Here is a 20195-nt window from a genome sequence, read left to right as displayed (position 1 = left end):
TGTTTTACCAAATATGACTGCGGTCAGTTTGGGTGTGTCTTTTTTGAGTGTTGACAATAATGATAGATAATGATCGATTCGGCTGTCATGTGTACGCTGCGAGTGGCTTATATCAAAAGGGTCTTCCCTCAATAATAATCACATATGTTCTTACAGACCCAGCCCAAAGCGGCTGTTCATCATTTATCAGTAGTAGTACATAACAGGCGGCTGGAAATCGTTCTTTTCGTAGAACGTACCATCGTCTATTTCTTTCTGGTACTGTGCTCTTGCTTCTTCGACGGTCTTGCAGTCGCCGTATACCATGTATCTGAGCATTGCTGCATTCGCCTGGAACTGCCAGTTGGTCAGTGAGAGACAGCTCTGGCTGTTGATGAAGTCCATGGTGAAGTAATCGTCCACAGGGAGACGCAGCTGCTGTATGTCATAATTCATGTAATCGAATGCGTTAAGGAGCATCTCTGCTATCTCGCCTTCTTCAAGGTCGGTCTCGACCTCGGGAAGTACCTTGTTCATCAGTTCGTCGAGCTTTACAAGGCTGAGCTTTTTCGCTTTGGAAACGATCTCCTGTATCGCCTCACGCTGACGCATCGTTCTGCCGTAGTCATCGCCGCAGCCGTATCTTACACGGGCATAAGCCAGTGCCTGATTTCCGTTCAGGTGCATACTGATGACATTATCTTCCTCGGACTGATATTCGATGCTTGTGCAGAACTTGCCGTCAACATCGTAATAATTCACAGAATCATCTTTGCCGTACTGTTTAAGATCTACATAATCAGTACCCTCGGGATTGTGGAGATAATAGTTCTGCTCGTCCATGGGGTCGCGCATTGCAACTGCCTCGGTGTAGCTGACATCAAAATCAAGTCCGCCGACGGTCTCAGCGATATCTATGAACTGTTTGAAGTTGACCTTAACAGTTCTGTCGATCTTGATGCTGAAATAATCCTCAGCAACTTCCGAAAGGTATTCGGCGCCGCCGTACCAGTAAGCCTGGTTCAGCTTGTTGCTGATGCCGAATTTTTCCATATATACCCATGTATCTCTCATCAGTGAGGTCAGGGTGACGGTCTTATGCTCCTTGTTTATAGAGATAAGCATCATCACATCGGTATTACCTCTGTCCTGAGAAGCAGTATCTCTGATATCCTCGCCTATCAGTAGGACATTCATTACCTTTTCATTTGAGATCTTCTTTGATCTCTGCTGAAGCATCTCGCGGAGCTCTTTCTCCTTTGCTTCCTCGTCGAGAGTGTCAGGCTCGTCTACAAGGTCACGGCTGTCAACCGGCGGTTTTTCCGTTCTTATAGAATTATCACGGTCTTTCAGCAGACCTGTGTAGTGGAAGAACAGGAACACTATTACTGCCATCAGAAGTACCAGTGCCAGGAAGATAAAACCCAAAGTAACGCCTGTCTTTTTGCGTATGCTCCATCCGCCCCGCATATTGAGCGGAAAACGCTTTTTCTTTTTGGCTTTTGCATCACTGTGCTTTTCGTTCTTGTCTGCGGGACATTCCTGATCACTCTCGGAATGCTTTATCTTACCCGTAGCGGCTTTTTTATCCATAGCATGAGCTATGCTTGATTTCAGGTCGTCATCAGCTTCGCTGTTGCGTTTGTTTATCATGGCATGATTGATCATGTCCCTAAGCTCCGCGGAAGCCACGGTATGCTCTTTGTTATTTTTCATAGTAAATATTCCTCTTTTCAGCGGAAAGGGCTTACGGCCCGTCTTATGTTTACCACTGTACCTTGTTTTCTAAGTACTGTATATTCTCATACAGATTATATTATATCTTACTTTCCATGAAATTACAACACGCAAAACTAACGAATTAAACAGCGCATTGTGTCGATTTTTTAGGGTATTAGCATAGATTGAAGCCGAATTAGCACGTTTTTTGGTACAGTTTCGGCTCGGACAGGCCGCTGATAGCCTTAATGGAGATTGTCTGAATATTATTTGTGGGGGCGTATTGCATTTTCTTGCAGAGTGTGGTATAATAAAATGAAAAGTTTATCACGATGGATCAAGGTTTTACAGAATATCACCGACCATACGTAAGATCAGATATCAGATTGTGACAGAACACCGAAAGGAAAAGAAAAATGACGAATTATACAGGCTCAAAATGTATATGCTGCGGAAAGCGGTTCACCGACGATGACGATATCGTTGTGTGCCCCGAATGCGGCACGCCCTACCACAGAAGCTGTTATGAAGAAAAGGGCAGATGTATAAACGATATCCTGCATGATAAAAATGTTAGCTGGCTACCCGATGCGCCTGCCGAGGAGATCCCGGTCACTTCGGCATCGAATGTCAAGCGCTGTATAAGGTGCGGTGCTGAGAATGACCCGAGTCTGCGCTACTGTGAGCAGTGCGGTACGCCTCTTATAAATATGGACGGTCCGAGACCTTTTAATAATGAGTCGGAGGACGGTCACGATGCCAAACCGGATCCCATGAAGACAAATATCCCGGGTATCAACATGACCCCCGTTATGCTTACACAGGATTCGGATATCGATGGTGTAAAGCTGGGCGACCTGGCGAGATATATAGGTCCTAATCCTTTGGGCTTCCTGCCCAGCTTCATAAAATTCGGCAAAACAGGCAGAAAGCTCTCTATGAATATATTCGCTTTCCTATTCCCGCCCCTGTACTTTATGTACCGCAAGATGAAGGGATGGGGCTTGGCTGCTGCTGTGATCATGGCTCTGCTGAATCTTCCTGTTATGATCGAGACTTTCAGCTCCGGAAGTTATGAACTCACTATAAAATTCGGCATTGATGTGAAATCACGCAATTTTCAGATGCTGGAGCAGATCGCGGTGTTTGTCAGGATGATGCTGGAGATAATGGCGGGATTCTTTGCAAACTACCTTTATTATAAGCAGGCTAGACGTGATATTTTCAGGATATACCGCGAATCCGAAGATGAGGACAGAGATGCTATAAACGAGCGTATAATGACCAAGGGTGGTACTTCATACGGATATATGATACTGTCCTTCATGATATATACAATTTTCTCTATGGGCTCTTTGTTACTGGTAGCTAAGCTTCTGAAGTGAATTTACAAAAAGTTTACAAACACCGACCACGCGATGCTTGACATTCAGCATGGTCGGTGTTATAATATATGAGTTAATCCTTGCTTGTACTATATCGTACAGGCGAAATCCAAAAGGAGGTGTACTAAAATGGCAAAGATCAATGAGAACTACGAGGCAATGGTTATCTTCAGCCAGAAGCTCGATGAGGAAGGCGTTAACGCGCTGACAACAAAGTTCGATGACATGATCAAGGCTAACGCTGAAAATGTAGAGCTGAACGTATGGGGCAAGCGCAAGCTGGCTTACGAGATCAACTACGAGACAGAGGGCACTTACGTACTGTGGTCTTTCAATAGCAAGACCGATTTCCCCGCAGAGCTGGAGAGAGTACTGGGCATCACTGACGGCGTTATACGTTTCCTTATCACTACTAAGTAAGTGACAGGAAAAAATCAGGAGTATCAGCAGTTGAACGGAATGAGTATTTTTATTGAAAGGAATTAGAGTTATGCTGAACAGAGTTATTTTAATGGGTAGAATCACACAGGATCTTGAAGTAAGACAGACACCTAACGGACAGGCTGTAGTTACATTCAATGTCGCAGTAGATCGTAATTTCAAGGATCAGAACGGTCAGTATCAGTCTGATTTTATCACCTGCGTTGCATGGAGACAGCAGGCTGAATTTATCGGAAAATATTTCGGTAAAGGCAGAATGATCGCTATCGAGGGTAACCTCAGAACAAGAACTTACGAAGATAAGAACGGCACAAAGCACTACGTTACAGAAGTATTTGTAGACAGCGTTTCGTTCACCGGTGAAAAAGCCAATCAGGGCGGCGGTAATTATACAAATAATTATGGCGGCGGAAACAATGGCTTCGGTAATAACAACGGCGGCTACTCAAACGGCGGCAACGGCGGTTATAACGGAGGCGGCTACAACAATGGCGGCTTCAATAACAACGGCGGTTTCGGCGGAAATAACGGCGGCAATCAGAATAGTTTCAACAATAACAATAATCAGGCACCGTCCAATGACGCGCTGAACATCGGTGATCTGTCGGAGTTTGAAGATGTACTTTCAGACGACGGCGTACCGTTCTGATAAGATCATTAAAACGAATTTTGATAATTCCTAACGAGGAGGGAAGATCATACCATGGAAAAGGAAAGAACTGGCGGCAGACCTGTTAAGAGAGGTCGCAAGAAGGTTTGTATGTTCTGTGTTGACAGAGCTGAAAAGATCGATTACAAGGATATCGCTAAGCTCAGAAAGTGCATGACAGAAAGGGCTAAGATTCTGCCCCGTCGTGTAACAGGCACTTGTGCTTATCATCAGAGAGAGCTGACAAAGGCTATCAAGAGAGCTAGACACGTTGCTCTTCTGCCTTACGTTGCAGACTAATATGATTTTTATGAGGTATCCTTCGGGATACCTCTGTTTTTATACTGTGATCAGCTTTATGGCGAATGCTTTGACGATTGTTTTATTATCGAATAGATAACGATATGTAAAAAAACAGATGCAAGCAGCAGAATTTCTGATCCTTGCATTTGTTTTTTAGCAGATAATACGCCTTAATACGGATTATCCCGCTTTACAGGCAAGTTTATTGCTTTTCATTTCCTCTTGCAATAATCAGGGATATATGCTATAATATTAACATGAAGTTTGACTCCATGATCGGAAGAAAGGAGCTTTTATGGAAAAGCGTACTGATATAAAGAATGGCATTCTGCTGCCGATGATACCTACCAGAGATCTGGTCGTTTTTCCCGGAATGAGCGTCAATTTCGACGTGGGCAGGGAAATGTCTATAAACAGTCTGCATAACGCAAGGAATGATTTCAGCGGTGATGTCTTCCTGTGTGCGCAGAAGGATATAAATATTGAATCCCCCGAGAAAAAGGATATGTTCAGGATAGGCACTATCGCGAATATCCGTCAGGTGATAAAAAGTCCCGGCGGTGTTTGCAGGTGCATGGTGAGAGGTGTCCGCAAGGCGAGACTTTCAGAGATGATAGTCCACGATGACTGCTATGAAGCTGTGGTGAAACCTCTGCCAAATTATTCCAAGGATAAACTGTATAACCACGAGCTTGATGCTGTTGAGAGGGAAGTCCGCAAGGCTTTTGAGGAGTATGCGAGACTTATGCCCAAGATGCCACAGGAGATATATACTGCTGTTATGGGCGCTAAAACTGCATCCGAGCTGTTTGAAGCTGTTGCGTTCAACGTACCTCTGGCTTTCATCGACAGACAGGCTCTGCTTGAAGCGCAGTCTGCGGGAGAGAAACTGGTGCTGATGATGACTATCCTCGCAAGGGAGATAGATGTGCTCTCTCTTGAAAAGGAGATACACGAACAGGTACAGAGCCAGATAGAGGATAATCAGCGGGAGTACTATATTCGCGAGCAGATAAAGGCTCTCCAGAACGAGCTGGGCGAAGGCGGCTTCGATGGCTCTGACGAGGGCGAGATACAGAAGTACTACGATAAGATCGAGGAACTGAAAGCTCCAGATGAGGTCAAGGACAAGCTTTCCGAGGAAGTCAGAAGACTTTCCAGAATGGCTGGTTCATCTCAGGAAGCAGTTGTTATCAGAGGTTATCTCGATACTGTTCTCGGTCTGCCTTGGGGTGTTTACACCAAGGACACCACTGATGTTAAAAAGGCTCAGGCTGTCCTTGATAAAGACCACTACGGTCTGAAAAGAGTCAAGGAGAGAATAATCGAGAACCTTGCTGTCAGGGAACTTACACCCGATATCAAGGGTCAGATACTCTGCCTTGTAGGACCTCCCGGTGTTGGCAAAACCTCGGTGGCGAAGTCTGTCGCAAGGGCGCTTAATAGAAAGTTCGTGCGCGTATCCCTCGGCGGCGTAAAGGACGAGAGCGATATTAGAGGTCACAGAAAGACATATGTCGGCGCTATGCCCGGACGTATCATAAATGCCATGAAGCTTGCGGGTTCAAGCAATCCCGTTATGCTCCTTGACGAAATAGATAAGATGAGCAACGATTTCAGGGGCGACCCCTCATCGGCTATGCTTGAAGTTCTCGACAGCGAGCAGAACAATGCTTTCCGCGACCACTATACCGAAGTTCCCTACGACCTCAGCAGTGTACTGTTCATTACCACGGCGAATACTCTTGATACAGTGGCTGCACCTCTGCTTGACAGAATGGAGGTCATCGAGCTTTCCAGCTATACCCGTGAGGAAAAGTTCAATATCGCCAAGAAGCATCTGGTGAAGAAACAGCTTGAAAAGCATGGTCTGACTGCATCTATGATGAAAGTGACCAATGACGGCATCTATCAGCTGATAGACGGCTATACCCGCGAGGCTGGCGTGCGTACCCTCGAAAGAACAATAGGTTCGCTGTGTAGAAAGGCTGCTAGGGAGATAGTTGAGAACGATGTTAAGAAAGTAACTTTCAGCTCCAAGAATATCCCTGATTTCCTCGGACATATCAAGTATCTGCCCGATGATGCAGCCAAGGAAGACCAGGTGGGCAGTGTAAACGGTCTTGCATGGACATCTGTAGGCGGTGTGCTGATGCCTCTGGAAGTTCTTGTACTTGACGGCAAGGGTAAGGTGGAATTGACAGGCTCACTGGGCGATGTTATGAAGGAATCCGCGAAGATAGCTGTTAGCTACTGCCGAAGCATAGCAGATGAATACGGCATCGACAAGGAATTCTACGAGAAAAAGGATCTGCATATCCATGCACCCGAGGGCGCTGTGCCCAAGGATGGTCCTTCGGCTGGCGTTACGATGATAACTGCCTTGGTATCCGCACTCAGCGGCAGAAAAGTACGCGCGGACGTTGCTATGACAGGCGAGATAACACTTACAGGCAAAGTTCTGCCTATAGGCGGTCTGCGTGAAAAGACCATGGCGGCTTTCAAGGCAGGCGTTAAGACTGTAATCGTCCCTGAAAAGAACAGGGGAGACCTTGACGAGATAGATGATGTGGTCAAGGAAGGTCTTGAATTTGTGTTTGCCGAGAGGATATCCGATGTACTAGATGTTGCACTGGTAAAGCCTCCCGAGAACGCTGTTCTGCCCGATATGATGGGCAATCCTCAGCCGAGGGTGAGAGCAAGAAGCAGAAAGACAGTATAAAATATAATGGAGAAACAAAATGGAACAGATATGGAAAGATATGTATGATGCGGCAGAAGCTGTCCTCGGTGCGCGTAAGATATCGGATTACGTGACCTGCGGAGAAGTGGCTGCGGCGGTACTTTCAAAATCAGGAAAGATATACACCGGCGTGTGTATCGACACCTGTTCGACCCTCGGCATATGCGCCGAGAGGAACGCAATATTCAACATGATAACCAACGGCGAGCAGGAGATAGACAAGGTGCTGTGCATATCCCCGAACCCCTCAAAGGGCGCACCCTGCGGTGCTTGCAGGGAACTTATGGTACAGCTGATGCCCGACAGCTACAAGGATATCGAGATAATGATGGACTATGAAGCAGGGCGGATAATGACCCTCGGTGAACTTACTCCCGAGTGGTGGATAGGATAAAACCTAATCATGGGAGGGCTGAACGGTGACTGTGTCGACTGTGGCTGCCCTCTTTTTGTGAGTATTAAGACAGGAGTGAATGAGATGAAACCGCTGAATTTCAATAAGGCAGAATTTATCACCTCATATGGCAAGCTTGCGCAGATACCCGAATCTGACCGACCCGAGTTCGCATTTTCGGGCAGGTCTAATGTGGGCAAAAGCTCGCTGATAAACAAAATATTCAACCGCAAGAATATGGCAAGGGTCAGCTCTGTTCCCGGCAAGACGGTTACGATAAATTTCTTCTCGGTGGAGGATGTTTATTTCGTTGACCTTCCCGGTTATGGCTACGCTAATGTGTCCAAGGGCGAGAAAAAAGGCTGGGGCGACCTTATCGGCGGATATCTAGCTGACTTTGACCGCGACCTTGAACTGGTGTTCCAGCTGATAGATATGCGTCATGCCCCCAGCAAGGACGACCTGCAAATGATAAACTACCTCATCGATAACGAGATACCTTTTGTTATCGTGCTTACCAAGGCTGATAAGCTGAAGCCCACTGCCCGCAAGGAACGCATGGCGGCTTTAGCTGATGAGATACCCTACTTTGAGGATATCCACTGCATACCTTTCTCGGCGGTGACAGGCGAGGGCGTTGAGGAGCTGAAAGCCATAATCGAGGAGATTCGCGAAGACTGGTATGCAAATGCCGAATACGCGGAAGAAGAGGAAGAAAACGCCGAAGATATCCCCGATGACGAGGACGACACTGAACCGCCCACAGGATTTCTTACCCCTAACCGCAATAGATAAAAGATTTTCTTTATTAATATAAAATATTCAATATACCCCTTTACATTTACGCTGTAATGTGCTAAAATATAAATGTAATTTAGCACTTTACAATATGAAAAATATAGTAAATGTAAAGGAGTGTTTTTTATGCGCGATAAATTAGAGATAGCAAATCTGGACGAGCTTTACGAAGCAATACTCTGCCTTGAAACTCTTGAAGAGTGCAGGCTTTTCTTTAAAGACCTCTGTACAGTTCCCGAGCTGAAGAGCTTTTCACAGCGCTTTCAGGTGGCAAGGATGCTGACAGACAAGCACGTATACAGCGATATCGTCAAGGAGACAGGCGCTTCCACGGCGACTATCAGCCGTGTTAACAGGTCACTTTCCTATGACGGCAGCGGCGGATACAACATAGTTTTCGACAGGCTGGAGAAGAAAAAGGAAACCGAGGAATGAACGGCTACAGCAGCTTTGCCGGATATTATGACGCTCTCCAGAAAGACGTTCCATACGGCGCGATAGCCGCAAGGATACGTCAGCTTGGGCTTGAATACAGCAGCGAGAACGAGGTCGTCGTCGAGCTGGGCTGCGGCACAGGCAGGCTTTGTACCGAGCTTGAAAAGCTGGGGTTCGATGTGATAGGCGTGGATATATCTGCGGATATGCTCGAAGCGGCTGAGGAGAACCGTTCAGCCGACAGCGATATCACATATATATGTCAGGATATGTCTGAGCTCGACCTCTGGGGCGCGGCGGATATGATAGTCTGCGTGCTTGACGGCATGAACCATCTGCCGAATGAGGAGGCTTTCCGCGAAACGGTGGAGCGTGCTTCAATGTTCACCTGCGACGGCGGGCTGTTTATATTTGATGTGAATACCGAGTACAAGCACCGTGAGGTACTGGGCGATAACTGTTTCGTCTATGAACTTGACGGGCTGTTCTGTGCATGGAGGAATAACTGCCGTGACAACGGAACGGTGGATATCGCCCTTGATTTCTTCGCTGAAAAAGAAGACGGCAGTTATACCCGCGAGACAGAGTATATCACAGAGATACTGCTTTCCCGTGAGCTTATCGAGAGGACTGCTGAGGAGTTCGGGTTTGAAAATGTAGGTATCTATGACGGACTTACCGATGACCCGCCCGACAGCAAGACCGAGCGTGAGTTGTACGTGTACAGGCGTAAAGACCGCGGCACTGAATAATATGGTGCTGTTTATAATGAGGATGATAATATGGAAGATAATGTAAAAGAAGAATTTGAAACCTACGGCATTGCAGACCTTGAACAGATTATTTACGAGCAGAGAGATCTGTATTCGGAAGAGGATATCGAAACTGCAAAGGAAGTGCTTGATCGCAAAAGGAGAGATGCAGCAGCCGGTATCAGTCGGACAGAGGCTTTGCTGGCAAAGGATAACGATGTTCTGTGTACCCTGCTGTGCATATGTATCCTTTTAAATCCTTTGTGCGGTATTATCGCATTGATAGGCGTAGGAGTAAAGGGCTCATCGAAGTCGAAAAAATATATCAAGCCCATGATAGGTGCAACGGTGGTGTCTATAACGCTTGCGGTATTCCTGTTCTTCGGCGGATTCATGAGCTTCTTAAAATAAAAGACAAACAGGCTCTGCGTCATGCATTTGCAGATGTAAGGGCTGGATATACATTCAAGACTGATCATTCACTTATGATAGGAGTAATTTAAAGTGGGAAGAATAGTAAGAGCGATCTCAAAGGACGCTTCGGTAGTGTGTTCGGCTATCGATGGCAAGGACATTGTCGAAGAGATCGAACGTGTGCATAAGTCCTCGGCGGTTGTTACAGCGGCGCTGGGCAGGCTTTCAATGGGCACATCCCTCCTCGGTTTCGGTATGAAAGGCGAGGACGATAAGATAACAGTAAAGATCGAGGGCGGCGGACCTGCGGGTCAGCTGATAGCGGTGGCTGACAGCTACGGCAACGTAAAAGCCGATGTTATGCAGCCTGTGGTGGAGCTTCCGCCTAATGCCATCGGCAAGCTTGATGTTGCAGGTGCTGTGGGCACAGACGGCGCTATAACCGTTATAAAAGACCTTGGTCTGAAAGAACCCTACGTGGGTCAGGTACCCCTTGTAAGCGGCGAGATAGCTGAGGATATCACTGCATACCTCGCCCAGAGCGAGCAGGTGCCCAGCGTGTGCGCACTTGGCGTGCTGGTGAATTCAGATCTCACCGTCAAGAACGCAGGCGGTTTCCTGATACAGGTACTGCCCTTTGCCAGTGACGAGGTAATCACTCAGATAGAGAAAAATATCCAGGCTATGCAGTCTGTCACCGCTCTGATGGAAAACGGCAGGACTACCGACGAGATAGCGCTGATGGCTCTTGACGGTCTTGAGCCCAATGTGCTTGATGATTTCAAGGTGGACTACCGCTGTGACTGTTCACGTGAGAGGACTGAGAGAGTGCTGATATCCCTCGGTTCGAAAGAACTCGCTGATATCATCGATGATGGCAAGGATATCGATATCAAATGCCACTTTTGCGGCAAGCATTACAGCTTCACTCCCGATGAAGTGCGCAGTCTGATATCTGAAAGCAAGGAATAAATTGGTATGCCGCGGGCTTAGGTCTGCGGCATTTTGCTTTTGTGATGAAGTGTTGATAGTCGCACAAATGTTCCGCGTGGAACATTATTTTTGATTTCTAAAACGTAAAATAATTAAATGAAAAAAATATCATTTTTTTTGAAAAAAGGGGTTGACAAATCGCTTGCAATGGTGTATAATAGATACTGTTCTGAGGGACACGAAAAACTTCAAAACCTCAGAAAATCCAGCAAAATGGGGGTTTAGCTCAGCTGGGAGAGCATCTGCCTTACAAGCAGAGGGTCACAGGTTCGAGCCCTGTAGTCCCCACCATCAAGAGTTGCAAAACTCTTACGGCCCGGTAGTTCAGTTGGTTAGAACGCCGCCCTGTCACGGCGGAGGTCGTGAGTTCGAGTCTCATCCGGGTCGCTTACAGCCAATCAAATATTGGCACTTGCGGATTTAGCTCATCTGGTAGAGCGCCACCTTGCCAAGGTGGAGGTAGCGAGTTCGAGCCTCGTAATCCGCTCTTTTTATATGGCGCTATAGCCAAGTGGTAAGGCGTGGGTCTGCAACACCCTGATCCCCAGTTCAAATCTGGGTGGCGCCTCTCGAGTGAAACTCATACGGGTTTCACTCTTTTTTATTATATCGAGGTGATACTATGGTAAAAGGCATACATCACATATCAATGAAATGCACCCGCGGCGAACTTGAAAAAGTCCTGTGTCTGTACAGGGATATACTCGGGCTGAAAGTTGCGCGTGAATGGAAAGACGGCATAATGCTCGATGCGGGCAACTGTCTGATAGAGATATTCACCACAGGCGGCAACAACAGGGAAGTCGGTGCTGTGCGGCATTTTGCTTTTGCTGTGGATGATGTTGATGCTCTCATAACACAGGTACGCTCTGCGGGCTACGAGGTATTTGTCGAGCCCAAGGACATCTGCATACCCTCGGAACCGCATTTGCCTGCGAGGGTTGCTTTCTTTTTTGGAGCGCTTGGTGAGGAGATCGAGCTGTTTTGTGAGAAGTGAGTTGTTTGATGTTCTTTTGTTAGGGATTGCGGTGGACGTTTCGCCCCTCGTTCCTCGGGTCGATAAATCGGATTCGCTGACGCTGTCCGATTTCGGGTGTGGCAATAATTTTCCGCACATAGAATGAGCGTGGACGTTTGTATTGTCCACGCTCGGATTTTTGTAGCGGTGACTGCGTCGACCGCGTGCCGCGCCTTTTTCGGAAGTTTGTTTTTCTCTTATGTTTTGCAATGCATTTTGGATTTGCACCTTGGTGATTGAGGGACTCCGCCCCTCAAACTCCTCGCAAGCTTTTCGCGAAAAGCTTGACCAAAAGCTCCCTGTTGGTGATTCTCCGCTAGTTTGCTATTGCGAAAGGCTTGAGCCAAAGCCCTCTTCTTTGACAGCTTCCGTCGATTTTCTGCAAAAAACACCCCGAAGTACTATACAAGTGCTTCGGGGCAAAACTTTTATATGTGGTTTAGTGCTTCGGCGTGTTCCTGTTCTTCGTGGGCGGTCTCAGTCTGTTCTTTGATGACATGATCGGAAGTCAGCATCGTCAGTGTGGCGAACGCTAAGAAACCGAGGGTCACCGCGAAGGGGAATATCAATAAAGAATTCAGCGGGATAACAAATGGCAGGACAGCTATCGCGCCGCAGGGCGGGAAATAGAAGGCTGTTCTGTCAACTGCGAACATTACCGCACAGCAAGTTATCGCTGCGGCAAGTGCTAAGGGAAGTCCCAGTATCTCAGTGAGAAGAAGTCTGGACGAACAGCCGAGGAAAGCGCAGAGCGCCATCATTATCGTGGCAGTTCTCATGTTCTTCTTGATGCGGGAATTTGGGGCTGTCATTTCAGCGAAAGCCACCAGAAGCGGAGGCGCAACCAGGAAAGGTCTTCCGTTTGCGGTGGGCAGGAAGCATATCAGGCTGGATATGATTACCTGAGCTATGCGGAGCTTCAAAAGAGCTTTGTCAGGCTTTATCGGGATAAATATGTGCTTTCCCCGCTGACTAGTCTCTTCAAGGATATGTTGAGCAAGAAGTATCAGGCTTGTGGTAACAACTACCGAAACCGGGTAGAGGAAACTTCGTGTCACCAGAAGTATCGGCAGCAGACAGGCTGATATCGCGGGAAGAAAATTCGTCCGCGACAGTGTTATCAGAGCCATTGATGCTGTCAGCGCTATGGGTATTTGTATGTACTGGGGAAAGGGTACGAACCTGACGACTGCCATTCCCATAAGAGCAGCGATGGTCAAGGTCGTTATCATGCGCAGCTTGCTTGCGTTCCACGATTGTGTGGGGGCGGCAAGCGTGCCTATGGCGATAGCAGCGATCTCAGGAAATATGATCTCCTTTTCGCCCGTCATCTCCGCTACTGCAACCATCAGTATACAAACTGCTGAGGATATCAGTATCGGTATTAGTTTTTTCTTATCGGACAAAGTATTCACCTCGGACATGAAATGTTTCAACTGAGGAATCTGATAAAATTATAACATACAGCGGGGGCTTTTTAATTAAGTTTTTTTGAACTTATTATCGGGTATTTTTGAGAGGTCTGATTTTTGAGGTGATTTTGCAGCTTCATTTGTGAGAGTTGCGGAAAATGTTGATTATATTAAATAATTGACATTCACAATGATTTATGTTAAGAACTGTTAAAGGATAATTAGCCTCGAAAAACAGGGGTTGTTTAATGAGTGGCTCAAAGAAAAAATAATGTTAACCATCAAAAATGGTAAAATATTACACAAAAAGAGCGTATGCATTTTGTTCTGCATACGCTCTTTGGATACAAGGCGCAACACTCGCGCCACTGCCAATAGTTATGAATTAAAAAAGTTATTCGATGAAGGACTTCATGCCCTGCTCTCTTCTCCATTCAAGGAATTCTTCATAGGTGCCTGCACGGTCGATACAGCCATCGGGAGTTATCTCGATGATGCGGTTTGCAACGGTCTGTACTATCTCGTGGTCGTGGCTGGCGAATATAACTACACCCTTGAAATCACGGAGAGCGTTGTTCACAGCGGTGATGGATTCGAGGTCGAGATGGTTGGTAGGACGGTCGAGGAGTATAACGTTTGAACCGAAAAGCATCATTCGGCTGAACATACATCTTACCTTTTCGCCGCCGGAGAGTACCTCAACAGGCTTGTATATCTCGTCGCCCGAGAACAGCATACGTCCCAGGAAGCCGCGGAGGAATGTGTCTGTTACCTCAGAAGTAGAGTAGGGACGGAGCCAGTCAACTATGCTCTCGGTGTGACCGTTGAAATACTCGGAGTTGTCAACAGGGAAATATGAACGTGAAGTTGAAACGCCCCACTTGATAGTTCCCTCGTCAGGCTCGGTCTCCTCAGCGAGTATCTTGAAGAGTGCGGTTATCGCCTGTTCGCTTTCGCCTATGAATGCCACCTTGTCGGTGCGGGAGAGGGTGAAGCTGACGTTATTGAGAAGCTTTACGCCGTCAACAGTCTTGGAAACGTTGTTGACTTTCAGTATATCCTTGCCCAGCTCGCGGTCGATGTTGAAGCCGATGAATGGGTACTTTCTTGATGATGCGGGCATTTCCTCGACGCTCAGCTTATCCAGAAGCTTACGTCTCGCAGTAGCCTGACGGGATTTGGACTTGTTAGCTGAGAATCTGTTGATGAACTCTTGGAGTTCCTTGATCTTTTCCTCAGCTTTCTTGTTCTGGTTCTTGATAAGTCTCTGCATCAGCTGTGAGGATTCGTACCAGAATTCGTAGTTGCCCACGTACATCTTTATTTTGGTGTAGTCGATATCAACGATGTGTGTGCAGACATTGTTGAGGAAGTGTCTGTCATGGCTGACAACGAGTACTGTACCGAAGTAATCTGCGAGGAAGTCTTCAAGCCAGCGGATAGCATCGATATCCAGATGGTTGGTAGGCTCGTCAAGCATGATGATATCGGGGTTGCCGAAAAGTGCCTGAGCCAGCAGTACCTTGACTTTCTCGTTACCCGAAAGTCCTGCCATCTGCTGATAGAGAAGATCTTCGGAAAGACCCAGACCCTGTATCAGCTTGGAAGCATCGGATTCAGCTTCCCAGCCGTTGAGCTCGGCAAATTCGCTTTCCAGCTGACCTGCGCGGTCGCCGTCTTCCTCGGAGAAATCTTCCTTGGCATAGAGTGCATCTTTTTCCTGCATGATATCATAAAGGCGCTTGTTGCCCATGATGACTGTGTCCAGAACGGTATACTCGTCAAATGCGAAGTGATCCTGTTTCAGCACTGAAAGGCGCTCGCCCTTGGTGATAGCGACCTCACCCGTTGTGGGTTCAAGCTCGCCGTTGAGTATGCGCAGGAAAGTGGATTTGCCTGCGCCGTTAGCGCCGATTATGCCGTAGCAGTTGCCGTTTGTGAATTTAAGGTCAACATCCTTGAAAAGCAGCTGCCCTCCAAAGGAAAGGCTGACGTTTGAAACTGTTATCATTTTACTTTACTCCTTAACATAATATACTTTACTTACTTTTATAATACAGCGAAATTTCACGCTGTTATCCTTCGGTCTTTACCTCGTTCCAGCGGTAGGTGATATCCTTTGCTCTGATGAATATCTGACAGTCCGCAGTGCGGGGGACTTCCCCTTTCGGGTACCACAGCACGCAGTCATAGAAGAATTTTTCATAGCCGCTGTATTCATCGAGAAATTCCAGCTGTGCGCCGTTGTTCAGCAGTCCGATGAATTTATCCAAGGGTATGGAGGTTCTTATCGCCCTGCTTTCTTCGCTGTCCTCATCGGTATCAAGATACTCGAACACATATATGCTGATGTTCCTGTCGGGTTTGTCGGATGGAGTTGTGAAGCTGACTTCCGACCTGCCTGTGTACTGGTTCAGCATTGTGCCGCCGCAGATATAGTAGCCGTCCTCAAACTCGAAAGTCAGACTATGGTCGCCGATGGCAAGTTTGGTGGCACGGCAGTCATGAAGAGAGAAATGGTTCATATCATTGTCCGAATATTTGTACATTTACATTCCTCCTGTCATTCTGTCGGAAGTATCATCTCATGGGGCGTACCCACAAAGCCGAACTTCTCATAGAGAGGTCTGCCCATATCCGTGGCTTCGAGAGAGATGAAATCAACACCCTTTGATTTAGCGTCCTCAACAAGCAGGGACAGAGTTTTATAGGCTATGCCCTGTCTGCGGTATCTGGGGTCGGTGTACATATTCATGATATAGGCTTTTCTGCCTGTGGGGACATCGCAGGTGGGCATTACCCTGTAATAGCTTACTCCTCCTGCGGCGATGATATCATCACCGTCATAAACAAGATAGGCTGTGTGGGTGCCGTCTGCAAGGGACTGCTTGTAATAATCCCGGGACTGCTGTTCTATCAGTGACATATCAGTATCCTCGGGAAGCTTGTTTGCCGCTATGAGGACTTTTATCCTTGATGAAACAAGGGCTTCAAGGTCACTCAGGTCTGCGCGCTTGAATTCTATCGCCACAGTACACACCTCCGCATAATATAATACTTTAAAATTATAACATTTTACGATAGCTTTGTAAATCGGCAAATCATACGGAAAAAACTCAAATCTGAATAAAGCTGTTGACTGTTTGGGAAAAATAGGTTATAATATATCTGAATAGACGTATGACCCCATGTGCCGTAGATCAGGGAGGAAATATGCTGAGAGATGAACTTGATGAGATAGTTGAAAGATATGATCTGGTGAAGCGGACTTTTGACAGTTTCTGGGTGTGCTTTGAAAACTATCTTACAGACGATATAACGAGAGAGGAAAGCCGAGAGTATGGGCTGACGGACAAAGATCAGGTGGAAGTCAGGCTTTATGGGTATTCCTTTGTGGTATCAAAAAAGTTCAGCCGTGATTTCATCAAGGTTGATCTTGATGTTTACCAAAAGGACAGCAGCCCTGAATTTGCCGAATATTACTGCATTTACAGCCTGGACGGCGAGTGTGAGGACGATTATTTCGTTATGACCTGACAGGGGTCGGATACGCAGGACGAGAGACGTGAAAAAGAGAAGACGATGACAAGAAAGCAGAGGTAACGGTTATGCCTTTCACACCTAATGCACCGCAGTTTTTGTTTGAAAACTACACCCGTAATGACAAGGAATGGTTCAAGGCGAACAAGGAGACCTACGAGAGGGAGATACTTGTTCCCATGCGGGAGATGATAGAATATCTTACGCCGCTTATGGGGCGTATCGACAGCAGGATAGTATGCTCGCCCAAGAAAGTCAGCCGTATATACAGGGACGTAAGGCTTATCAGGGACGGTATGTTTTTCAGGAAAAGCATATGGTTCTCCCTTATGCGCCCGAAAGAGAGATTCGTCAGCAAGCCTGAATTTTTCTTCTGGATAAGTCCCGATGATCTGGGCTGGGGCTGCGGGTATTACAACATACCCTCGCCTGTGGTGGAAAAGGTGCGTATGTACATACTCAACCGCGACAAAACGGCGGTGAAGGCTATAGACGCTTATGAAAGTCAGGACAGCCTTGTGCTTGACGGTGAGCCTTACAAGCGTGACAGGTACCCCAATGAACCCGTAAGGTACAAGAACTGGCTGAACAGGAGAAATCCCGTGGTGCTACATTCCAGTGATGACCCCGAGCTGTTTTTCGGGGACAAGCTTTGCGAAAGGGTGGCGGCGGATTTCGAGAAGATAGCCCCTGTGTATGAGCTTTTCATAAAGGCTGAGGAAGCTGTGGCGGCGGAGGATTCTGAGAAGACGAGGTGAGAAGATGGTCTTATATTTCAGCGGTACGGGCAATACCCGTTATGTGGCAGAGGTTATAGGCGAGCTTCTGCACAATGAAGTCAAGGATATGAGAGAATACATAAAGACGGGCGTTAAGACGAAGTTCTATTCAAAGGCGCCCTACATAATCTGTGCGCCCATATATGCCTGGAGATTCCCGCCGCTGGTGGAGGGCTTTCTGGAACGTTCTGATTTCTGGGGCAGCGACAAGGTATACTTTGTTGCGACCTGCGAATCTCAGACAGGGGACGCGGCAAAGTATCTCAAAAAGATATGCGAGAAAAAAGGCATGACTTTCATGGGATTTGCGGGCGTGCCTATGCCCGAGAACTATATCATCATGTACAAGCCACCGAAAGAGGATGAGTGCAGGCATATCTACCGCATGGCGGACAGCGAGATAGTATCCATCGTGAATACCATATCCCGAGGAGAAGTTCTGAAAGATCATCTGGATATGAAGCTGCTGAAGCCTTTGACGAAGCTGGTGAACCCATGGTTTTTCGGAGCTTGCGTTTCAAGCAGAAAATTCAGGGCGACGGACAAATGCGTGGGCTGCGGCAAATGTGTTGAAGCCTGTCCTTACGGCAGCATAAGTCTGGTAGGCGGCAGACCTGTATGGGGCGAGAAATGTATGCACTGCATGTCTTGCATAAACGGCTGTCCGACTAAGGCTATAGAGTACGGCAGGCGGACTGTGGGCAGGGACAGATATTACTGCCACAGAGAGCCTAATATCACTTGGAGGTACAAATATTAAAGATGGATCTTAATAATATGCAGTTCAGCTGGCAGTATTCGCCCGAGCAGAAATTTCAGCTGAAGCCCAGGCTTGCAAGAGGCGAGCGCTCGGTGGGCGGCGGACTTTGGTGTGTTGCTTTACTGCCTCTGGCAGGTATAGTTTTGGAGAGCTTTGCGGTGGATAAGTATTCCGGTGCGGTGCTCTGGCTGACAGTGATATTCATGATATTCTTCGGCTGTCGGGCTGACCTTAAACACTATGACCTTAATAATGCTGACGTCCTTGATGATACTGCACGTAAAAGTCTTGCAAAGGCGGTGTGGATACCTCCGCTTTACCTGTACCGCAGAGACAAGATGAGAAGAGCGGGAGCAACAAAGTGCGCTGTTTTGGTGATACTTACTGCGGCGGCTATATTCTCGAACGGATTTGTTCAGGGACTGACGGTGAACGAGAAGAACGTTCCGGACAGGCTGGAGAACACCCCTGTATCGGTGATGGGCTTTGATACATCTGACGATGACAAGACTGTAGGAAAGATGCTGGAAAGCTGGTTCGATGATGGTGCTTACGAATGTGACTGCACACATTCTGGGGATATCTATGAGTTGGTTTACAGCGGAAGACACGGCAAAATATCTGCGGAAGTCACGGTGAACGTAGAGCATGACGGATTCATTTTCAAGGATATCACAGCTGAGGGCATAACTATCGACGGCAAAGAGCTTAAAGACGATGAGTTGAAAGATATGCAGAAAGAGATATTCCTTGGTGATGAGGCGGAAGAGGAATCCGAGGCTGCTGAGGAAGACTCGGAAAAATAAGTGTACAAAAAACTGTCCTTATGTGGATGGGCTTGATACAGATATTTAATCTTTGCCCCGAAGTATTTTTACTTGCTTCGGGGTGTTTTTTTATGGTGTGATTGATTCGGATATTTGCTTTGGTCAGTAGTTTGATGGTTTTCGTCCATTGTTTCGCGGGTCGAGTCATCAACTAACAGCGACTGCTCGACTGTGCTGGCGCTGTTGATTTCGGGAGCGGCAATAATATCCGCAAATAGTTTGAGCGTGAACACAAGATTTGTTCACGCTCGGATTTTTGTTAGCGGTGACTGCGTCGACCGCGTGCCGCGCCTTTTTGACATGGTTGGAAGTGCGCTGTTCTATTTCAGCGCTCTTTGATTCGCGGCATATTATGTTTGGCGCACAGGGTTGTTGCCGCGAAATTGGCCCGTCCGGCCGAGGACCTTTTGACCATAAGCTATCTATTGGTGATTCTACGTTATATAATTATCCCCTCAAGATGGTCACACTCATGCTGGATTATCTGCGCTACAAATCCCGTAAATTCCCCACGCTTCTTATTGAAATCGGTATCCTGATATTCAACGGTGATCTTTTCCCATCTCTTGGTCTTACGCACGCCTGTCAGCGAAAGACAGCCCTCTTCGGTCTCGTAAGGCTGAGCTTTTTTCACTATCACAGGGTTTATCATCACGATATCCATGATGCCTGCCGTAAAAATTATTATGCGTTTATTGTACCCTATCATGTTCGCTGCCATGCCAACACATCTGTCGTGGTTGGCTTTCAGCGTGTCTTTCAGGTCGGTGACTATCTGCATATCGTTTTTATCTGCTTTTGTGGACTTCTGCTTCAAAAACAGAACGTCGTGAACTATCTCTCTTACCATATCA

The 20195-nt window shown here is 47.1% G+C and carries 22 protein-coding genes and 4 tRNA genes; 20 read left to right on the top strand and 6 right to left on the bottom strand.

What is annotated here, in order from left to right:
* Window positions 1-186: 186 nt before the first annotated feature.
* Complete coding sequence (locus tag BMY75_RS07435; RefSeq protein ID WP_074831923.1) at window positions 187-1695, bottom strand: LCP family protein; 1509 nt, start codon at window positions 1693-1695, stop codon at window positions 187-189.
* A 419-nt stretch (window positions 1696-2114) separates the two neighbouring features.
* On the opposite strand from BMY75_RS07435, the gene BMY75_RS07430 reads away from it, so the two are divergent.
* From BMY75_RS07430 to BMY75_RS07355, 16 genes are all read left to right on the top strand, one after another.
* On the top strand, window positions 2115-3083 hold the full coding sequence (locus tag BMY75_RS07430; RefSeq protein ID WP_074831920.1) for an RING finger protein: 969 nt from the start codon (window positions 2115-2117) through the stop codon (window positions 3081-3083).
* Window positions 3084-3212: 129 nt separating this feature from the next.
* Entirely contained in the window at window positions 3213-3503 is a 291-nt protein-coding gene (gene rpsF / locus BMY75_RS07425) for a 30S ribosomal protein S6 (RefSeq protein WP_074831904.1), read from the top strand.
* A gap of 70 nt (window positions 3504-3573) precedes the next feature.
* Window positions 3574-4173 carry a single-stranded DNA-binding protein gene (locus tag BMY75_RS07420; protein WP_074831902.1) on the top strand — a complete coding sequence of 200 codons (600 nt, stop codon included), beginning with the start codon at window positions 3574-3576 and terminating at the stop codon, window positions 4171-4173.
* Between the two features lie 54 nt (window positions 4174-4227).
* Window positions 4228-4473: a 30S ribosomal protein S18 gene (rpsR, locus tag BMY75_RS07415; RefSeq protein WP_013499091.1), complete on the top strand. Its 246-nt coding sequence runs from the start codon at window positions 4228-4230 to the stop codon at window positions 4471-4473.
* A 298-nt stretch (window positions 4474-4771) separates the two neighbouring features.
* The gene (gene lon, locus BMY75_RS07410; RefSeq protein WP_081350476.1) at window positions 4772-7198 is read left to right on the top strand and encodes an endopeptidase La; all 2427 of its coding nucleotides are present in this window, start codon (window positions 4772-4774) and stop codon (window positions 7196-7198) included.
* A 19-nt stretch (window positions 7199-7217) separates the two neighbouring features.
* Window positions 7218-7613, top strand: coding sequence for a cytidine deaminase family protein (locus BMY75_RS07405; RefSeq protein ID WP_074831900.1), 396 nt, complete (start codon window positions 7218-7220; stop codon window positions 7611-7613).
* 84 nt (window positions 7614-7697) lie between these two features.
* Window positions 7698-8408: a ribosome biogenesis GTP-binding protein YihA/YsxC gene (yihA, locus tag BMY75_RS07400; RefSeq protein WP_074831898.1), complete on the top strand. Its 711-nt coding sequence runs from the start codon at window positions 7698-7700 to the stop codon at window positions 8406-8408.
* Window positions 8409-8537: 129 nt separating this feature from the next.
* Window positions 8538-8846, top strand: coding sequence for a YerC/YecD family TrpR-related protein (locus BMY75_RS07395; protein ID WP_024855868.1), 309 nt, complete (start codon window positions 8538-8540; stop codon window positions 8844-8846).
* Window positions 8843-9598, top strand: coding sequence for a class I SAM-dependent DNA methyltransferase (locus BMY75_RS07390; protein WP_074831895.1), 756 nt, complete (start codon window positions 8843-8845; stop codon window positions 9596-9598). Before BMY75_RS07395 ends, BMY75_RS07390 begins: the two co-directional genes overlap by 4 nt.
* A 30-nt stretch (window positions 9599-9628) precedes the next feature.
* Window positions 9629-10009, top strand: a complete 381-nt coding sequence (locus BMY75_RS07385) for a hypothetical protein (RefSeq protein WP_074831892.1) — start codon at window positions 9629-9631, stop codon at window positions 10007-10009.
* A gap of 93 nt (window positions 10010-10102) precedes the next feature.
* Entirely contained in the window at window positions 10103-10984 is an 882-nt protein-coding gene (hslO, locus tag BMY75_RS07380; protein WP_074831889.1) for an Hsp33 family molecular chaperone HslO, read from the top strand.
* A gap of 236 nt (window positions 10985-11220) precedes the next feature.
* A tRNA-Val gene (locus tag BMY75_RS07375) sits at window positions 11221-11296 on the top strand.
* A 22-nt stretch (window positions 11297-11318) separates the two neighbouring features.
* A tRNA-Asp gene (locus BMY75_RS07370) sits at window positions 11319-11392 on the top strand.
* 27 nt (window positions 11393-11419) lie between these two features.
* Window positions 11420-11492 (top strand) — tRNA-Gly (locus BMY75_RS07365).
* Window positions 11493-11502: 10 nt separating this feature from the next.
* A tRNA-Cys gene (locus BMY75_RS07360) sits at window positions 11503-11573 on the top strand.
* Window positions 11574-11627: 54 nt separating this feature from the next.
* Window positions 11628-12002, top strand: a complete 375-nt coding sequence (locus tag BMY75_RS07355; RefSeq protein ID WP_074831886.1) for a VOC family protein — start codon at window positions 11628-11630, stop codon at window positions 12000-12002.
* A gap of 449 nt (window positions 12003-12451) precedes the next feature.
* Here BMY75_RS07355 and BMY75_RS07350 read toward each other — a convergent pair whose 3' ends face one another.
* From BMY75_RS07350 to BMY75_RS07335, 4 genes are all read right to left on the bottom strand, one after another.
* A complete protein-coding gene (locus tag BMY75_RS07350; RefSeq protein WP_242940203.1) occupies window positions 12452-13438 on the bottom strand; it encodes a hypothetical protein in 987 nt (328 codons plus the stop codon).
* Window positions 13439-13829: 391 nt separating this feature from the next.
* Window positions 13830-15446 carry an ABC-F family ATP-binding cassette domain-containing protein gene (locus BMY75_RS07345; RefSeq protein WP_024857420.1) on the bottom strand — a complete coding sequence of 539 codons (1617 nt, stop codon included), beginning with the start codon at window positions 15444-15446 and terminating at the stop codon, window positions 13830-13832.
* A gap of 64 nt (window positions 15447-15510) precedes the next feature.
* Window positions 15511-15984, bottom strand: a complete 474-nt coding sequence (locus tag BMY75_RS07340) for a hypothetical protein (protein WP_074831881.1) — start codon at window positions 15982-15984, stop codon at window positions 15511-15513.
* 14 nt (window positions 15985-15998) lie between these two features.
* The gene (locus BMY75_RS07335; RefSeq protein WP_074831880.1) at window positions 15999-16466 is read right to left on the bottom strand and encodes a GNAT family N-acetyltransferase; all 468 of its coding nucleotides are present in this window, start codon (window positions 16464-16466) and stop codon (window positions 15999-16001) included.
* Between the two features lie 149 nt (window positions 16467-16615).
* On the opposite strand from BMY75_RS07335, the gene BMY75_RS07330 reads away from it, so the two are divergent.
* The 4 genes from BMY75_RS07330 to BMY75_RS07315 all read left to right on the top strand — a co-directional run bounded on the left by BMY75_RS07330 (window position 16616) and on the right by BMY75_RS07315 (window position 19320).
* Complete coding sequence (locus BMY75_RS07330) at window positions 16616-16972, top strand: hypothetical protein (protein ID WP_139199747.1); 357 nt, start codon at window positions 16616-16618, stop codon at window positions 16970-16972.
* A gap of 71 nt (window positions 16973-17043) precedes the next feature.
* Window positions 17044-17733 (top strand): DUF2461 family protein, encoded by a 690-nt coding sequence (locus tag BMY75_RS07325; RefSeq protein WP_074831878.1) that lies wholly within the window; start codon window positions 17044-17046, stop codon window positions 17731-17733.
* 4 nt (window positions 17734-17737) lie between these two features.
* Entirely contained in the window at window positions 17738-18514 is a 777-nt protein-coding gene (locus BMY75_RS07320; protein ID WP_074831877.1) for an EFR1 family ferrodoxin, read from the top strand.
* 2 nt (window positions 18515-18516) lie between these two features.
* A complete protein-coding gene (locus BMY75_RS07315; protein WP_074831876.1) occupies window positions 18517-19320 on the top strand; it encodes a hypothetical protein in 804 nt (267 codons plus the stop codon).
* Window positions 19321-19780: 460 nt separating this feature from the next.
* Here the strand turns inward: BMY75_RS07315 and BMY75_RS07310 are convergent, their stop codons facing one another.
* A complete protein-coding gene (locus tag BMY75_RS07310) occupies window positions 19781-20191 on the bottom strand; it encodes a peptide deformylase (RefSeq protein WP_074831860.1) in 411 nt (136 codons plus the stop codon).
* Window positions 20192-20195: the final 4 nt, after the last annotated feature.

The sequence above is a fragment of the Hominimerdicola alba genome, assembly GCF_900109655.1.
Taxonomy (GTDB): Bacteria; Bacillota; Clostridia; order Oscillospirales; family Ruminococcaceae; genus Hominimerdicola; species Hominimerdicola alba_B.
This window is presented reverse-complemented; position numbering and strand designations above follow the sequence as displayed.

What these genes read in the sequence shown, in the direction of transcription:
- BMY75_RS07435 (WP_074831923.1), bottom strand. Translation starts at nt 1,695, where the DNA reads ATGAAAAATAACAAAGAGCATACCGTGGCTTCCGCGGAGCTTAGGGAC.
- BMY75_RS07430 (WP_074831920.1), top strand. Translation starts at nt 2,115, where the DNA reads ATGACGAATTATACAGGCTCAAAATGTATATGCTGCGGAAAGCGGTTC.
- rpsF (WP_074831904.1), top strand. Translation starts at nt 3,213, where the DNA reads ATGGCAAAGATCAATGAGAACTACGAGGCAATGGTTATCTTCAGCCAG.
- BMY75_RS07420 (WP_074831902.1), top strand. Translation starts at nt 3,574, where the DNA reads ATGCTGAACAGAGTTATTTTAATGGGTAGAATCACACAGGATCTTGAA.
- rpsR (WP_013499091.1), top strand. Translation starts at nt 4,228, where the DNA reads ATGGAAAAGGAAAGAACTGGCGGCAGACCTGTTAAGAGAGGTCGCAAG.
- lon (WP_081350476.1), top strand. Translation starts at nt 4,772, where the DNA reads ATGGAAAAGCGTACTGATATAAAGAATGGCATTCTGCTGCCGATGATA.
- BMY75_RS07405 (WP_074831900.1), top strand. Translation starts at nt 7,218, where the DNA reads ATGGAACAGATATGGAAAGATATGTATGATGCGGCAGAAGCTGTCCTC.
- yihA (WP_074831898.1), top strand. Translation starts at nt 7,698, where the DNA reads ATGAAACCGCTGAATTTCAATAAGGCAGAATTTATCACCTCATATGGC.
- BMY75_RS07395 (WP_024855868.1), top strand. Translation starts at nt 8,538, where the DNA reads ATGCGCGATAAATTAGAGATAGCAAATCTGGACGAGCTTTACGAAGCA.
- BMY75_RS07390 (WP_074831895.1), top strand. Translation starts at nt 8,843, where the DNA reads ATGAACGGCTACAGCAGCTTTGCCGGATATTATGACGCTCTCCAGAAA.
- BMY75_RS07385 (WP_074831892.1), top strand. Translation starts at nt 9,629, where the DNA reads ATGGAAGATAATGTAAAAGAAGAATTTGAAACCTACGGCATTGCAGAC.
- BMY75_RS07355 (WP_074831886.1), top strand. Translation starts at nt 11,628, where the DNA reads ATGGTAAAAGGCATACATCACATATCAATGAAATGCACCCGCGGCGAA.
- BMY75_RS07345 (WP_024857420.1), bottom strand. Translation starts at nt 15,446, where the DNA reads ATGATAACAGTTTCAAACGTCAGCCTTTCCTTTGGAGGGCAGCTGCTT.
- BMY75_RS07340 (WP_074831881.1), bottom strand. Translation starts at nt 15,984, where the DNA reads ATGTACAAATATTCGGACAATGATATGAACCATTTCTCTCTTCATGAC.
- BMY75_RS07330 (WP_139199747.1), top strand. Translation starts at nt 16,616, where the DNA reads ATGACCCCATGTGCCGTAGATCAGGGAGGAAATATGCTGAGAGATGAA.
- BMY75_RS07325 (WP_074831878.1), top strand. Translation starts at nt 17,044, where the DNA reads ATGCCTTTCACACCTAATGCACCGCAGTTTTTGTTTGAAAACTACACC.
- BMY75_RS07320 (WP_074831877.1), top strand. Translation starts at nt 17,738, where the DNA reads ATGGTCTTATATTTCAGCGGTACGGGCAATACCCGTTATGTGGCAGAG.
- BMY75_RS07315 (WP_074831876.1), top strand. Translation starts at nt 18,517, where the DNA reads ATGGATCTTAATAATATGCAGTTCAGCTGGCAGTATTCGCCCGAGCAG.
- BMY75_RS07310 (WP_074831860.1), bottom strand. Translation starts at nt 20,191, where the DNA reads ATGGTAAGAGAGATAGTTCACGACGTTCTGTTTTTGAAGCAGAAGTCC.